The following is a 14,770-nucleotide window of genomic DNA, read 5'->3' as shown; positions in this document are numbered from 1 at the left end:
GAGCCCGTGAGTAGTGGGGTCAGTGCTCCTCGGCGACGGCCAACTGGATGTAGACCGCAGCGAGGAGGGTGAAGATGTAGGCCTGCAGCACGGCGACGAGGAGCTCGAAGAGCGTGAACGCACCGCCGAAGGCGAAGGTCACGACGCCGAAGAGCTTGAAGCCCGGGTCGATCTGGGAGCTGAAGAGGAAGAACTGCGTGGCCGAGAAGCACAGCACCAGCAGGAGGTGGCCGACGATCATGTTCATCACGAGCCGCAGTGCGAGCGAGAGCGGACGGATGATGAACGTCTGCAGCAGCTCGATCGGCGTGAGGATGAAGTAGATCAGGAACGGCGCTCCGGGCGGGAACAGGGCGTTCTTGAAGAAGCCCATCCCCCGGTCCTTGATGCCCGCGTAGATGAACGTCACGTAGGCGACCAGGCCGAGGAAGAGCGGCATGCCCACCACGGAGGTCCCCGCGATGTTCAGGAACGGGACGATGCCGGTCAGGTTCATCGAGATGATCGCGAAGAAGATCGTCACGAGGATCGGGAGGAACCGGCGCGCGTCCTTCTCGCCGAGGATGTCCTTGGCGATGGTGACGCGGACGAAGTCGAACGCGAGCTCGACGACGTTCTGGAAGCGGCCGGGGACGAGGCGCAGCTTGCGCGTCCCGAGCCAGAAGAACAGCATCAGTGCGATGACCGCGATGAAGCGGACCAGCATGACGCGGTTGATCTCGAATGGGGTTCCCTCGAAGAGGAAACCGGGCGGGAAGAACTCGGAGATCGACGGGGTGTGGAAGTCACTCTCACCGGTCGAGGACGAGACCAACAGGGTCACAGCGTTAGCAAACAGCGCTAGCTCCTGGAATTCGGGGCGTGGCACGTTGCAGCCGACCGAATCGAATCATTCGGACGCAACGCTCTCGCGACGACGAAAGGTGGGGTTTTCCGCTCGGACGGCGATCGTGCTCGACGACCGCCATCAACGATGAGACGATCTGAGGACACGTTCGCCTGCGGGATTCGTCCCTACTGTAGCAACAGAACGGCCTGAGAGCCGAATCGTGGTCCTCTCAGGAACCGTTCGGCTCGTCCTCATCGAGCGATGTCGCTGACGTTCGGCATGCGCGAGCGCGAGACGACCAGGACGTCGATCACCAGGGACCCCAGGACGGCGACGATGATCGTGACGAACATCGCGGTGCTGTTCAGCCACGGCTGATCGCGCAGGACCAGGGCGGCGATCACGAACAGCACGAACTTGGCGAGCCACGTGCCGAGGACGACGGCGAAGAACCCGCCGATGTCGAGGCGGTTGGCGACGAGGATGCTCGCGGCGGTGAGGAGCACCATCACGCCGCCGACGATCGCGCCGAGGAGGGCTCCGATCGCGCCCTCTCCCCCGGCGGCGATCCCGCCGACGACGGTGCCGAGAACGGCCAGGGCGAGCACGAAGAGGCCGCCCACGACCAGCGCGCGACGCAGGACGGGTACGGACGCGGGCTGCGGACGGGGGGTGGCCGGGGAGGCTCCGGTCATGATGCTTCCTTCCGCGCCGTGGTCGGCGCTGTCGTGTCCCGGTCGATCGGGAGTCCGGCCGGCGGACGGAGCAGCTCCGTCGAGGACGCGCGGTCGAGGGGGTCGAGGACGGGTGAGGCCTCCGCGGACTGCGCCGCCGCCTCGAGCCGCTTGCGGCGGCTGAGCGGGGCGAGCGTGACGACGGTGCAGACCAGCAGACCGGCTCCGAGGAAGACGAGCGGGACCCACAGCACGTCGACCACGAACATCAGCAGGCAGCTGACGGCGACGACGGCGGTCCACGCGTAGAAGATCAGCACGGCGTGCAGGTGGGAGTGCCCCATGTCGAGCAGGCGGTGGTGCAGGTGCTTCCGGTCGGCGCTGAACGGCGACTTTCCCGCGCGCAGGCGCCTGATCACGGCGAGGCCGAAGTCCATCAGCGGCACCACGAGGATCGCGAACGGCAGGATGATCGGGATGAACGCGGGCAGGAGCTCCTTCGCCGCGAGCTGGGCCGGGTCGATCTGGCCGGTGACCGCGATCGCGGAGGTGGCCATCAGCATCCCGATCAGCAGTGCGCCGCTGTCGCCCATGAACATCCGCGCCGGACGCCAGTTGATGGGGAGGAATCCGGCGCAGGCGCCGACGAGCAGGACCGCGATGAGCGAGGCCAGGTTGAAGTAGTCGGTGGGCGAGGTCTGCTGCACCAGCAGGTAGCTGTAGAGGAAGAAGACGCCGTTGGCGATCAGGGCGACGCCCGCCACGAGGCCGTCGAGGCCGTCGATGAAGTTGAGAGCGTTGGTGACCAGGACGATCGCGAGCACGGTGATGATCAGCGACATCCACGGCGAGCCGACGGTCAGGCCGCCGATCGGCAGGGAGACGATCTGCACGCCCTTCCAGGCGATCAGGCCCGCGGCGATCAGCTGACCGGCCAGCTTCGTGGTCCAGTCCAGGTCCCAGATGTCGTCGGCGACGCCGATGAGGACGATGAGCAGGCTCGCGCCGAGGATCGCGAGGATCGGCTCGGGATTGGCGAACACCAGCCGGAAGTAGGGCAGCTGGGAGGCGATGCCGAAGCCGACGAGGATCCCGAGGAACATCGCGATGCCGCCCAGGCGGGGGGTCGGCCGCGTGTGCATGTCCCTGACGCGGATCTTCGGGTAGAGCCGGTACTTCAGGCTCAGCTTCCAGATGACCCACGACAGCGCTCCGGTCACGAGCGCGACCGCGAGCGAGACGAGGGCGAAGGTGATCACCGGTTACTCACCCGGAGCGGAGTCGGTGCGGGCGGCGCCGGTGCCGGTGTTGGGCGTCGGCAGGTTCGTGCTCGACGAGCCCGTGTCCGGCGCATCGGCGGAATCGACGGGAGCGGCGTCGTCCTGTAGGCGGGCGCCGGAGGCCCAGTCGGGGCGCGCGGTCGGGGTCCGCTCGAAGGCGTACGGGTCGCTGCCGGTCGCGGTCTCGGCGGGCTCCTGCTGGTACCCGGCCTGCGCCGCGCCGGCCGTGGAGGCGTCGGGCTCCGACGTCTCGGCACGAGGCGCGTCCGGATCCGGCAGCAGGTCTCCGACGACCTCGCGGATCCGCTCGGCCGACACGACGCCCTGGCGCAGGATGCGCAGGGTGCCGCCCTCGAAGCTCAGCGCTGTCGCGTCGACGATCGTCGAGGACTCGCTGGCGCCCGCGGGGCGGTCGCTGTAGCGCGATCCGGCGGCGCCGGCGTCGAGATAGACGTCGACGGAGTCGCCGAGCTGGTCGAACGCCTCCTGTGCGGTCGTGGCCGAGGGCTGCCCCGTGCGATTGGCGGAGGAGACCGCCAGCGGGCCGGTCTCGGCGAGGAGCTCGATCGTCACCGGGTTGTCCGGCATGCGCAGCGCCACGGTCCCGCGCGTCTCGCCCAGGTCCCAGACGAGTGAGGGCTGGGCGTGCAGGACGACGGTGAGCCCGCCGGGCCAGAACTCGCGCGCGAGGTCGCGCACCGCCTCCGGCACGTTCTCGGCGAGGGCGTCGAGGGCGGCCACGTCCCCGATCAGGACGGGCGGCGGCGACTGCCTCGTCCGTCCCTTCGCGTCGAGCAGGCGCTGGACCGCGGCGGCGTCGAACGCGTTGGCCGCGACGCCGTAGACGGTGTCGGTGGGGATCACCACGAGCTCGCCGCGGCCGATGGCCGTCCGCGCGAGACGGGTGCCGGTCAGGAGGTCCGTGTCGACGGAGCAGTCGTAGATGCGTGCCATAACGGGTCGATGATACCGGCGCGGTCCGTGTCCGGACCGGCTGCGGCGCGGCGGTCGCGTCAGCGCCGCCCGAGGCCGGGGCTCGGCGGCCGTCGCAGCGGCGCCCGACCCGCGCCGGCCGAGGCCGCCGGAGCGCTTCCGTGAGGCACTCGGCCCGGCGTGGCGGGCGCCTCCGCCGACAGGACGCCCACGAGCGCCACGGAGACGGCGAGCGTCGCGAGCGAGTGCTGATCGCCGAACCAGGTGGTGTTGTCGGCCATCCCGTGCAGGAACGTCCAGAGGACGGCGACGGCGAGCGCCCCGACGGCGACGGCCTCGTTCCGGGCGACCCGGAGGAGCAGGCGCACGACGGCGACGGTGGCGAGGAGGAGGAACGCGAGGACGGGGAGCGCGATCAGGAGCCCGCCGTTGGTCCACGCGGTGACGAGGAGGTTGTGAGGCGGGCGCGGCTCGCTGTGCTGGGTGAACTGCGACCCGCGCGCCAGCCACAGCTCCTGCCATCCGCCGTACCCCAGCCCCAGCAGCCAGTTGTCGGGGAACGCACTCGCAGCCAGGCGCAGGAAGTCGCCGCGGGCCCCGAGCGTGAGCAGGCCCGCCTCCGCCAGCTGAGGGAAGGACACGGCGACGGCGTACACGGCCGTGATCCCGGAGGGGATGGTGATCATCCAGGCGACCGGACCGAGGCTGCGTCCCTTGAGTCCGCGGATCGCGGCGACCAGCAGGGGCAGGACGATCGCGAGGACGATCGCGGTCTTGGACAGCGTGAAGAGGGCGCCGACCAGCCCGGCGACGGCGACGAGCAGGAGGAGCCTCCCCCGCTGCCGTCTCCAGACGGCGAAGGCGAGCGCGCCGGTCGTGGCCATGTACATCGAGGCGATGTTGCCGTTGAGGAAGAACCCTCCCGACTTCTCCTGCAGGACGTTGTTGAAGGACGTCGTGAAGATGTCCCGCACGTAGATGTCGGAGAACAGCACCGCGTCCGGCCACCGGAGGTAGGCGGTCTCCTGCACGGGATCGAGCTGGAAGAGGATCGTGAGCGTCACCTGGAGGAGGAACACGGGCGCCGCCCAGTTGAGGGCGCGGCCGACGACACGCCAGGCGCCGTCGCCGAGCCCGCGGACGGCCAGGTACGGAGTGAGGAAGGAGACGACGGAGACCACGTCGCGCAGCGCGGCCGCGCGTGCTCCGGAGTAGGTGAGCGCGAAGAGGGTGCCGGCGATCACGAGGAGGACCACGACCACGAATCGGTCGATCCGCCCGCCGCGCAGCCGAGCCACGGAGTACGGGAGGAAGAGCAGGCTCCAGGCGACCGGAGCGGTGACGGGGCCCAGGGTGTAGAGCTGCACGACGCTCAGCGCCAGGAGCACCGCGAGGAAGACGAGGACGATCCGCTCGTGCCGCCGCTGAGCGGGACCCGCCGGCGCGCGCGACGGCCGCCCGCGGGTCTCCGGAGCGTCGGTGACGCGGGTCGCGGCGATGACGGAGGGACGAGAGGCGGTCGGGCGGCGGAGGAGGGCGTCGTCGGCGTGGCGGCCCATGTCAGAGCCGTTCCGCGGAGGTGCCGGTGGCGGCCTCCGTCTGGCGGAGCGGAGGAGCGGCGCGCCGATTCCGGGACGACGGGCCGACCTCTCGCGGCGGGAGGGTCGTCCGCGGGCGCCGGTCCGGGGCGGGAGGCGGATCGAGCAGCACGGGAGAGGCGGTGGCGTCGGCGGACGCGGGCGGGAGAGGGGATGCAGGTGGCATGTCGCGCCGACACTAATCGCGCGGCACGAGCCTCGACGGGCTTGGCGCGGAACGTCGATCCGTGTGCGCGCGGCGGTCCCGCCTCAGTCGCGGGGGTGTGCCAGCAGCTCGTCCGCGCGGCGGGCGATGCCCGGCCAGCCGAAGTCCGCCGCTCGGCGCCGCGACGCCGCAGCGACCTCCGCGCGTCGCCGGGGATCGCGCAGCGAGGCGATGAGGGCGGGGAGCTCCGCGAGGACGGCGTCCGCGACCTCCTCCTCCGTGCCCGGCGGGACGAGGACGGATCCGTCGACCACTCCGTCGGAGGTGCGCAGGATCTCGGGGAGGCCTCCGCGCTCGACCGTCACGACGGGGATCCCCCGCGAGAGCGCCTCCACCACCACCATCCCGAACGGCTCGTTCCAGCGGCAGGGGTAGAGCAGGAGCGCCGAGGAGCCGAACAGCTCCAGCAGGTCCTCGTGCCGGAGGAACGGGAGCCGGCGCACGGCGCCGGGCAGGGTGGCGACCGCCTCGTCGAGCGCTCGGACGTACGGGCTGGGCGTCGCATCGTCCCCGAGGCCCGATGCGCCGGCGATGACCAGTCGCAGATCGGCGCCGTGCTCGGTCCGCATCCGCCTCACGATCTCGACGGCCTCGCGGGCTCCCTTCTCGGCCACCAGTCGCCCGGCGAAGACCGCCTCCGCAGTCCCGCCGAGCGGCGCCGGCGGGACCTCGGGCGGAGGGACGACCCCGTTGTACAGGACGGCTGTGGTGATCAGGCCGTACCGGTCGACCGCTCGGGCGCGCAGGAACTCGCTGCAGAAGATCCACTCGTCGACCGCGTCGAGGTAGCGCCGGGCCGCGGCGGGATCGGGCGGCAGGTGATCGAGCAGGTCGTTGTGCAGGTGTGCGACGATCCGGCCCCGGTAGCCCAGGCGGCGCAGGCGCACGGCGTAGCGGGGGCGGTTGTGGATCCAGACCGTCGGGACACGGCGCAGCGACGGAGCGAGCACCAGCAGCCAGAAGCGGCCACCGAAGGACAGCCGACGCAGCTCGGCGCCCGGGTCGCTGTCGCGCCGACGCGCCAGGAGGAGTGCCGCGCGCCGCTGGACCGCGTAGATCCGCCGGTACAGACGATGGGGCCTGACGTCCACGCCCGGTGACGCCGACGACCACGGCGCGTGCACGGCGATCCGGAGCGAGGAGCGGGACACCGTCTCGCGGACCCAGGTCGCCACGGCTCCCCCGCTGCCGTCGAAGCGCTCCTCGGCGGCCAGCACCACGGCGACCTCGACCGGGGCGGCGGAGCCGAGCCGGAGCCGGGCGGGCAGTCGCGACAGGACGAGCGATCGCGCCTCGGCGATGTCGCGCCCCGGCGCCAGGAGGGCGGTCGCTCCCAGCACAAGGCCCGCGAGCGCCAGCTCCACCGGGAGCAGCCGCAGGGGCGCGCCCTCGGGGAGCAGGCGGAGCAGGAGCAGCACGATCGCCATCGGTGCGGCGAGCAGCGGCCCCGCGGCGCACGCGCGCAGGAACGCGCCGAGGCGCACTCCGAGCACCACCCGCAGCACGGCGCAGGTGACGGCGAAGCCGAGAGCGCTCGAGAGCAGCAGCCCGCCGATCAAGCCGTCGAGTCCGAACAGCACTCCCCCGCCGACGATCATCGGGACCGTGATCGCGGTCTTCACGATGTTCACGACCAGCCCGAACCGCACCCGGTCCATCGCCATCAGGATGAAGCCGACCGGATTGCCGATCGCCCGCACCGCGCCCACCACCGTCAGTGCGCTCGTCATGCCCGCGATCCAGCCCCAGCCGGGTCCGTAGAACAGCCGCACGATCTCCTCGGAGCGCAGCGCCACCAGCATCAGCGGCGGGATGCTCGCCATGCTGAGCACCGCGGTGACGCGGAGGTGGTTCCGCGCGACGCGCTCACGGTCGTGCTGGATCGAGGAGAACACCGGGAACATCACCCGCGTCACGATCGGGTTGACCCTCGCGGGGAGGTTCACGGCGAGGTTGTATCCCAGGGTGTACCCGCCCAGCTGGGCCGGTCCGAGCAGGCGGCCGATCGCGAGCGAGCCGGCGTTCGAGCCCAGGTAGTTGACGATGCCGTCGAGGGTCTGGAAGACGCCGAAGGAGAGGAAGCGGGCGGTCTCGCGGATCCGGAACCGGAACCGCAGCCGGAACCAGCGGCGGGCCTGCACGAGGGCGAGCACGGAGCGCAGAGCCGCGGTCGCGACGAGCCCCCACGCATAGGAGAGCGCCCCCGCGCCCGAGACCGCGAGGCAGACCGTCACGGCGAAGCCGCCGACGAGAGCGATCGTCTCGGACACGGCGACCGCTCGGAACCGGATCCCCTTCTCGAGCACCGCTCTCGGCACCTGCCCGGCTGCGCTGCCCACGAACACGAGCGAGGCGACGGTGAGGACCGGCGCCGCGGCGGCGGACCCGAGCAGGGAGGCGATCGGTGCGGCGCCCAGGAGGACGGCGACGGTGACCAGGAGCCCGACGGAGAGGTTGAGCCAGAAGACCGACGAGAGCTCGAAGCTGGTCGCCCTCCGGCGCTGGATGATCGCCTGGGCGACCCCCATTCCGAGGAAGATGTCGACGAACGCGTTGAGCAGGGCGACGATCGCGATGATCCCCATCTCGGAGGGGTCCAGCAGTCTCGCCAGGAGCGCGAACTGCCCGAGCTGCACGACGAGCGCGACGGCGAACGAGACCGCCGTCCAGGCGGTCGCGTCGACGGTGCTCCGGCGCAGGCTCACCTCTCCCGCCCGGCGGAGGCCGGACGGAGGCCCGGTCGCGGATCATCGGCGCGGTGCTCGGCGCGGCTCATCCGCGATCTCCGTCCGTCGTCGTCGGCATCGATCGGCCGGCCGCCCGGTCGTAGAGGTCCTCGAGGTCGCGGATCCGCTCGGCGTGGTCGAACGAGGCGAGCACGCGCTCCCGCCCCTCCGCGCCCATCCGCTCCGCGCGGTCCGGGTCCCGGAGCAGGGCGGCGAGCGCCCCGGTCAGGCCGGGCACGTCCCCCTCCGGGACGAGCAGCCCGGTGACGCCGTCCTGGACCGCCTCCGGGACGCCGCCGTGGCGGTACGAGACGACAGGGACGCCTGCGAGCGCGGCCTCGAGGAAGACCATGCCGAAGCCCTCGGAGTCGCCTGTCGCCGCGGTCCGCGACGGTGCGCAGAAGACCGCGGCGCCGGCGAGGATGCGGGCGACCTCGGCGGGGGGCAGGGAGCCGGTGAAGGTCACCTGCAGGCCCAGCCGCGCCGCCTGCTCGACGAGCGCCCCCCGCAGGTGGCCGTCGCCGACGACGGTCAGGGGGACGTCGCGGATTGGTCCGGGGAGGGCGGCGACCGCCTCGAGCAGATCCGGGACGCCCTTCTTGTCGGTGAGGCGTCCGACGAAGACGATTCCCGCGCGCTCCGCAGCCGGTGCGGCCTCGGGGCGGGAGGTCGGGACGCCGATGTAGCCCACTCCGGTGCGCCGCGGGTCCGCCCCCAGGCGCAGGAGCCCGTCGGTGATGAAGCGGGACACGCCGATCACCGCGTGCGCGGTACGGAAGACGGTGCGGGCCTCGAGGGCGCGGTGAGCTCGGGCGAGGGGTCGGAGCAGGCGCGGAGCTCCGGTCGCGAGCGGCCAGCTGGTCACGTCGTAGCCGTGCCCCGTCACGACGAGCGGGAGGCGCCTCCTCCGTGCGTACCGGGCGATGGAGACGGCGTCGATGAGGAAGTGCGCATGGATGAGGGCGGGCCGGTGCTCATCGACGATCGCGTCGAGCCGTCGTGACACTCCGAGCCACCGCAGGAGGAGGGACCGCCGCCCGCGAGGGGTGATCGGATCGTGCAGGACGATGTCCGTGCGGTCGTGGAGGACGCCCGAGCCGGTGCGCTCGAGGCCCACTCCGAGGGCGCGCCAGCGCTCGAGTCCGTGCATCTGATTGCGGACGAACGTCTCGGAGTCCTGCAGCCACGCGCGCTTCCAGACCAGGACCAGCGGCCTCTCGCCGGCGACGCCGCCCGCGTGCTCAGCGGACGGCACGGCGCACCCGGTAGCGGAGGGCCGCGACCACGCTCGGCAGCACCCGCACGGCGTCGCCCAGATAGCGCCGCCAGAGCCTGCCGGGCTCCCGGCTGAGCCGGTGCGCCCACTCGAGGCCGAGGCGCTGCACCACGAGCGGCGCCCGCGGGATCTCGCCGGCGAGGAAGTCCACGGCGGCGCCGACGCCGAGGCACACCGCTCCCGTGCCGCCGACGGCGAGCAGGCGCTCGCGGACCTCCTCCTGCTTGGGGGAGCCGAGGCAGAGCGCGACGATGCGGACGTCGGCCGTGCGCAGGGTCGAGGAGAGGCGGGCGAGGTAGGCGTCGTCCGCGAGCTCGGCCGGCTCCGGCGAGACGACGACCGGAATCTGGAGCCCGGCGAAGCGCTGCTGCAGCTCGGCGGCTGCGCGATCGCCGACTCCGGGGCGTCCGCCGATGAGAGCGACCGGCGCACCCTCGAGCGCCGCGCGGCGGCAGACCTCGGTGAAGAGGTCGATGCCCGTCACGCGGCTCGCCGTGCGGTGGCCGTACGAGCGGGCCAGCCAGACCAGAGGCGCCCCGTCGAGCACCACGAGGGACGCCCGGCCGTAGTACCGCCGGAACTCGCCGGAGTGCTTCCAGCGCACGAAGTGGTCGGTGTTCGGCGTGACGACCAGCTCGTCGCGGCCGCTCCGGGACAGCTCGAGCACGGCCTCCGCCGCCTCGTCGAGCGTGGTGATGCTGGCCGGCATCCGCTCGATGCGGCCGGTGATGTAGGAGGTCATGCCGGTGCTCCTCGGGGGTCGGTGCGGGAGGGAGGGAACGGAGCTGGTGTGCGGAAGGGGCCGGTCGCGGCCGCCTGCACGGGGACGGTCACGTCGTCCACCGGGTGCTCCTCCGATCGGAGAGCCGGCGGCGGGTGTCGTGCACGGCGTAGAGGATCCGGCTGAGCGCCGTGAAGGCGGCGGGGACGTGCTTGAGCACCAGCCCCAGGACGAGCAGCCGCGGCGACCGCGCGGAGCGGAGCACGCGGACGTCGCGCAGCGCCTCGGACCCGAGCCGGACGCCGGTCTCGACGAGCGCCGCGTCGGAGTTCTGGCGGATCGGGGTGAGCGCGACGGGGACGGCGTAGAACCAGGTCGTGAACCAGTCCGACAGCGGGCGCGGCACCTCCTCGAACGTACGGGCGAGCGCCGCGCGCATCTCCTCGGCGCAGACCAGGAGGTTCCGGAGGTCCGGGTCGCGCCGACGGGTGATCGAGGACGCCGTGTGGACGTAGGAGTAGAGGACCTCCGGCACGAAGAGCACCCGTTCCGACGCCTGGACCGCCCGCAGCACGCCGACGAAGTCGGACTGGGAGCTCAAGCGCGGGAAGAGCTCCTCCTGCAGGACGGCGCGGCGGAAGAGCTTGTTCCAGAGGAAGCCGTGCAGGCGCCCGGACGCCATCCGCTCGAGAGCGAGTTCGGACGAGACCAGTTCGCGCCGGTCGAGGCCGTCGATCACACGTCCGGAGGTCGACTGCCGGGTGCGGTAGAGCGCCCGGCAGACGACGACGTCGGCCGCCGTCCGCTCGGCCTCGGCGGTGAGGGTCCGGAGGATCTCCGTGTCCCACTCGTCGTCGACGTCCACGAACCAGACGAACTCGGAGTCGATGCCGTCGAGGGCGCGGTTCCGGGCGGCAGCGACGCCGCCGTTCTGCTCGAGGAGCAGGACCCGGGCGTCCTCGCGTCCCTCGGCCCACTTCTCGAGCACCTCCGCCGTGCCGTCCGAGGACGCGTCGTCGACGAGGACGACCCGCGTCCCCGGTCCGAGAGTGAGTGCGAGCCGCGCGAGGAAGCCGTCGAGCCGGGCGATCGCGTTATAGCAGGGAGCCACGACGGTCACCGAGTGCACGCCCCCGCTCACCGTCGGCCCCCGAGCTCGCGGTAGGCGGCGACGACGGGTCCGAAGACGGCGTCGGGCGAGGCGGCCTCGTCCACCCACGCCTTCGCGCGGTCGGCCTGCATCAGGAGCCCCTCGGGTCGCTCCAGAGCGGCGGCGAGGAGCTCGGCGATCCGCTCCCCGTCGGCGTCGGCGGGGAGCAGGAGGCCCCGACCGTCGGCGAGCAGCTCACCCACACCGCCGACGTCGGTCGCCACGACCGGGCGACGGCGGGCCATCGCCTCCAGCATCACGAGCGGAGTCCCCTCCCACCGCGAGGTCGACAGGAGGAGATACGCCGCGTCCAGCGCTCCGGTCACGTCCGCCGACGGACCGGCGAAGTCGACCACTCCGGCTCCCCGGGCGCGCTCGCGCAGCACCGGCAGCATCGGACCGTCGCCGAGCCAGGTGCCGGTGACGGGCCGGACCCGGGCGAGGGCCTCGACGGCCGCGAGGAAGCGGACCGGGTCCTTCTGCTCCGCGAGCCGCCCGATGCCGAGGACGCGGACGACCGGCTCGGCGAGTTCCGGCGCGCTCGCGGGCTCCGCGGTGACGTTCGCCGGGGCGTTGCCGGTGACCACGACGCGATCCTGCGGGCGGCCGTAGCCCTCGACGACCATCCGCCCCACGGAGGCGGAGACGGCGAACACCCGCCGGGAGCGGAAGGAGAGCGCTCGCCTGTCGATCCCGGGCAGCTCGGTGTGCGCGTGCTCGACCACGGGGACACCGAGCGCGGCGCCGATGAGGAGGGCCAGCAGAGCCTCGCGGCGCTGGTGGGCGTGCAGGATGTGCGGGCGGAACCGGCGGACGGCGAGAGCGAGGCCGCGGAGATCGGCCGCGAAGCCCTGTCTCGGTCTCGGCACCACGAAGACGGGCGACTCCTGCGCGGCGCGGTCGCTGAGCGGCCCGGGACGCCCCCAGTAGGCGGTCTCGCAGCCGTGCTCGCGGCTCCACGCGCCCAGGGAGAGGGCCACACGCTGCGCTCCGCCGTCCTCGAAGGAGTCGAGGACGTGCAGGATCCGCAGGGATCGGGAACGGGCGGCCCTCATGAGAGCGCCCCGTCGGGAACCGCGCCCGGGAAGCGGACGTCGAGTTCGGCCAGGACGGCGTCGACGTCGCGGCCCATCGTCCCGCGGTCGACATCGTAGTGATCGGCGAGGAGGTCGACGACCTCGTCCCGGGGTCGGCGCTGCCGGATCACGGCCTCGAAGACCGAGGCGGCGCTCAGCGAGAGCACGATCGGGGGCACCGACGGGCGGGACAGGTCGAGCACGTAGACCTGACCGTCCGTGCGCTCGACGGCGAAGCGCTGGGCCGGCGGCGCGCTGCCCCCCTGCGCCTCCGCGGAGGCCTCCACCGGATGCACGGCGCTCGCCGCGGGGTCGGACGAGGCCGGGAGGTCGCTCGCCGGCGCCGTGGCCTCCGCGATCGCCTCGAACGAGGACGCCGGGCCCTGCTCCTCGCTGCGGCCGCTCAGCGCCACCCGGGCGAAACCGGTGAGGGCGGAGGGGAGGCCTCGGAGCGCCCGCAGGGTCCGCTCCCCCCGGAGCCGGAGCCGACGCCGGACCGTCGTCGCCTCAGGATGGCTCGCCTCGAGATCCGCGCGGGTGGGGAAGGCGGCTCTCACCAGCAGGCCTCCCTTCAGGTGCCAGGGAGCGGACGCCACGGCGTGCAGCCAGTTGAAGGTGTGCCGGTCGGAGCTGCGGCGCACGTCCCAGAGAATTTGGGCCTGCCGGTAGCGCTCCTCGGGCGCGGCGGGGACTCCCCAAGAGGTGAGGAGCTCCGTCATCGGCGTCTGCGCGCCGAGCTCGACGGCCGCGTCGCGGATCGCCTCACGCTCCTCGCTCGGAAGGCCGGCGGCGTGCGCCTTCAGAACCGCCAGCGCCGTGGTCGCCGAGGCGGAGCGCGCGCTGCGCAGCTGGTGCAGGGCGTGCAGCACGAGGTGGTGCGCGCGCCCGGGGATCCGCAGGGTCTCGTCGCTCAGCGGCAGATCCTCGGCGGCCGCCCAGAGGCGGTCGAAGACGATCCGCTCCTCCTCGAAGGCACCCGGGAAGGAGCGGTGGACGTCGACGTCACACGGCCACGAGGGGTGGACGAGCGTGATCGAGTGGTCGACGAAGAGCGTCCAGCTGAGAGCCTCGGCGCGGCGGCGCCAGCCCATCGAGGCGAGCAGCCCGAGAGCCTCGTCGAAGCGCTCGGGGTCGACCCAGAGGTCGACGTCGGCCGACGTCATCGGCGCGCGGATCCCCTGGCGGTGCAGACCCTCGCCCTTCACCACGAGGCTGCGGACGCCGTGCGTCCGCAGGCTGTACTGCACCAGCACGGCGGCCAGGCGCAGGGCGACGGCGTTCGGCAGCATCGCGTCGGCGGAGGCGCCGACAGCCGGGACCGGTTCAGGCGACACGGACGCGTCCCTCCGCGAGGGCGAGGATCTCCTCGGCCGCGACGGACCACGGGCGCTCCCGCGCGAGCTCGGCGGCCCCCCGGGAGAGAGCCGTCCACTCGCGTCGGAGCCGGTGGAGGGCGTCCTCGTACTCCTCGCGCGTCGCGTCGTCGGAGAGGACCACGCCCGCCCCCGCCGCGCAGAGATCGGCCAGGACGCTCGACTCGATAGAGAGGACCGGCAGCCCGCTCGCCAGCGCGTCGAGTCCGGCGGCCGCGCCGGTCGTCGACGGCGTCAGGTGGGCGTACACGTGGGAGTGGCGGAGCACCTCGACGACGCCGTCGCGGTCCTGCTCGCCGACGGAGCGCAGCCCCGACGCGAGGTCGTCGGCGATGCCGCCGCCGTCGTCGATCACGGTGACGTACTCGGTGCCGTCCAGGCGGGCGAGGAGATCGAGCCGCTCGGCGCCCCGGTCGAGACAGGAGGCTCCCACGGCGGCGAAGCGGAGGGGCCCGTCGGGGGCGGACGGCGTCGGGAACGACGCGTCCGGCAGGCCCAGGGGCACGACCGTTCCCGCGAGGGCTGACGCGAGCCGCTCCGTCGGGGTGACGACGACAGCACCGCGGCGCTCCTCTTCGAACCGGAGGCGCGGGAGTGCCGGGAGGTCGTCGGCCAGGAGGACGGTCATCGGAGCGAGCCCGGCGAGCTCCACGGCCGTCCCCGGGAGAGCCACCACGAGGTCGGGCCGCTCCGGAGCGAGCAGTCGGCGGGCCCGGCGCGTGACGACGGCGAGCCCGACGGACCCGGCGCCCCTCCGGCGGGCGGGCTCGAGGAAGCGGGCGAGCACGCTGGGGCGGAGCTCCGCCCCGCTGAACCCCTCCGGGTCACCGGTCACCACGACCACGCGGTGCCCCTGGCGGCGCCAGGCGCGCTCGAGCGGAGCCGCGTGCCAGGCGTCGAGGGCGGCGATCCCGATGGTCAGCACGGGC

General features: G+C 72.9%; 12 protein-coding genes. All 12 read right to left on the bottom strand.

The features are described 5' to 3' along the window. Positions 1-19: 19 nt before the first annotated feature. On the bottom strand, positions 20-823 hold the full coding sequence (gene atpB, locus C5C53_RS04815) for a F0F1 ATP synthase subunit A (protein ID WP_068254016.1): 804 nt from the start codon (positions 821-823) through the stop codon (positions 20-22). A gap of 257 nt (positions 824-1,080) precedes the next feature. After that, complete coding sequence (locus C5C53_RS04810) at positions 1,081-1,524, bottom strand: hypothetical protein (protein ID WP_104223021.1); 444 nt, start codon at positions 1,522-1,524, stop codon at positions 1,081-1,083. Beyond that, on the bottom strand, positions 1,521-2,762 hold the full coding sequence (locus tag C5C53_RS04805) for an MraY family glycosyltransferase (protein WP_181127714.1): 1,242 nt from the start codon (positions 2,760-2,762) through the stop codon (positions 1,521-1,523). Before C5C53_RS04805 ends, C5C53_RS04810 begins: the two co-directional genes overlap by 4 nt. A 3-nt stretch (positions 2,763-2,765) precedes the next feature. After that, positions 2,766-3,737: an L-threonylcarbamoyladenylate synthase gene (locus C5C53_RS04800; protein WP_104266964.1), complete on the bottom strand. Its 972-nt coding sequence runs from the start codon at positions 3,735-3,737 to the stop codon at positions 2,766-2,768. Between the two features lie 59 nt (positions 3,738-3,796). After that, a complete protein-coding gene (locus C5C53_RS04795; protein WP_104266963.1) occupies positions 3,797-5,275 on the bottom strand; it encodes an O-antigen ligase in 1,479 nt (492 codons plus the stop codon). A 288-nt stretch (positions 5,276-5,563) separates the two neighbouring features. Beyond that, positions 5,564-8,224 (bottom strand): MOP flippase family protein, encoded by a 2,661-nt coding sequence (locus C5C53_RS04790; protein ID WP_104266962.1) that lies wholly within the window; start codon positions 8,222-8,224, stop codon positions 5,564-5,566. Between the two features lie 67 nt (positions 8,225-8,291). After that, the gene (locus C5C53_RS04785; protein ID WP_104266961.1) at positions 8,292-9,500 is read right to left on the bottom strand and encodes a glycosyltransferase; all 1,209 of its coding nucleotides are present in this window, start codon (positions 9,498-9,500) and stop codon (positions 8,292-8,294) included. Further along, on the bottom strand, positions 9,487-10,263 hold the full coding sequence (locus C5C53_RS04780) for a WecB/TagA/CpsF family glycosyltransferase (RefSeq protein WP_104266960.1): 777 nt from the start codon (positions 10,261-10,263) through the stop codon (positions 9,487-9,489). The genes C5C53_RS04785 and C5C53_RS04780 overlap by 14 nt, the downstream gene beginning before the upstream one ends. A gap of 88 nt (positions 10,264-10,351) precedes the next feature. After that, positions 10,352-11,371, bottom strand: a complete 1,020-nt coding sequence (locus C5C53_RS04775) for a glycosyltransferase family 2 protein (RefSeq protein WP_181127713.1) — start codon at positions 11,369-11,371, stop codon at positions 10,352-10,354. Between the two features lie 8 nt (positions 11,372-11,379). Continuing rightward, a complete protein-coding gene (locus tag C5C53_RS04770; RefSeq protein ID WP_104266958.1) occupies positions 11,380-12,447 on the bottom strand; it encodes a glycosyltransferase family 4 protein in 1,068 nt (355 codons plus the stop codon). Then, positions 12,444-13,802, bottom strand: a complete 1,359-nt coding sequence (locus tag C5C53_RS04765; RefSeq protein ID WP_104266957.1) for a PqqD family peptide modification chaperone — start codon at positions 13,800-13,802, stop codon at positions 12,444-12,446. The genes C5C53_RS04770 and C5C53_RS04765 overlap by 4 nt, the downstream gene beginning before the upstream one ends. Beyond that, entirely contained in the window at positions 13,792-14,766 is a 975-nt protein-coding gene (locus tag C5C53_RS04760; protein ID WP_104266956.1) for a hypothetical protein, read from the bottom strand. The genes C5C53_RS04765 and C5C53_RS04760 overlap by 11 nt, the downstream gene beginning before the upstream one ends. Between the last annotated feature and the right edge of the window lie 4 nt (positions 14,767-14,770).

The sequence above is a fragment of the Rathayibacter sp. AY1E3 genome (assembly GCF_002932235.1).
Classification (GTDB): domain Bacteria; phylum Actinomycetota; class Actinomycetes; order Actinomycetales; family Microbacteriaceae; genus Rathayibacter.
This window is presented reverse-complemented; position numbering and strand designations above follow the sequence as displayed.

Bases quoted from the DNA above. Each gene is read 5' to 3' on its own strand.
- C5C53_RS04810 (WP_104223021.1), bottom strand. From the start codon at position 1,524: ATGACCGGAGCCTCCCCGGCCACCCCCCGTCCGCAGCCCGCGTCCGTA.
- C5C53_RS04800 (WP_104266964.1), bottom strand. From the start codon at position 3,737: ATGGCACGCATCTACGACTGCTCCGTCGACACGGACCTCCTGACCGGC.
- C5C53_RS04795 (WP_104266963.1), bottom strand. From the start codon at position 5,275: ATGGGCCGCCACGCCGACGACGCCCTCCTCCGCCGCCCGACCGCCTCT.
- C5C53_RS04780 (WP_104266960.1), bottom strand. From the start codon at position 10,263: ATGACCTCCTACATCACCGGCCGCATCGAGCGGATGCCGGCCAGCATC.
- C5C53_RS04770 (WP_104266958.1), bottom strand. From the start codon at position 12,447: ATGAGGGCCGCCCGTTCCCGATCCCTGCGGATCCTGCACGTCCTCGAC.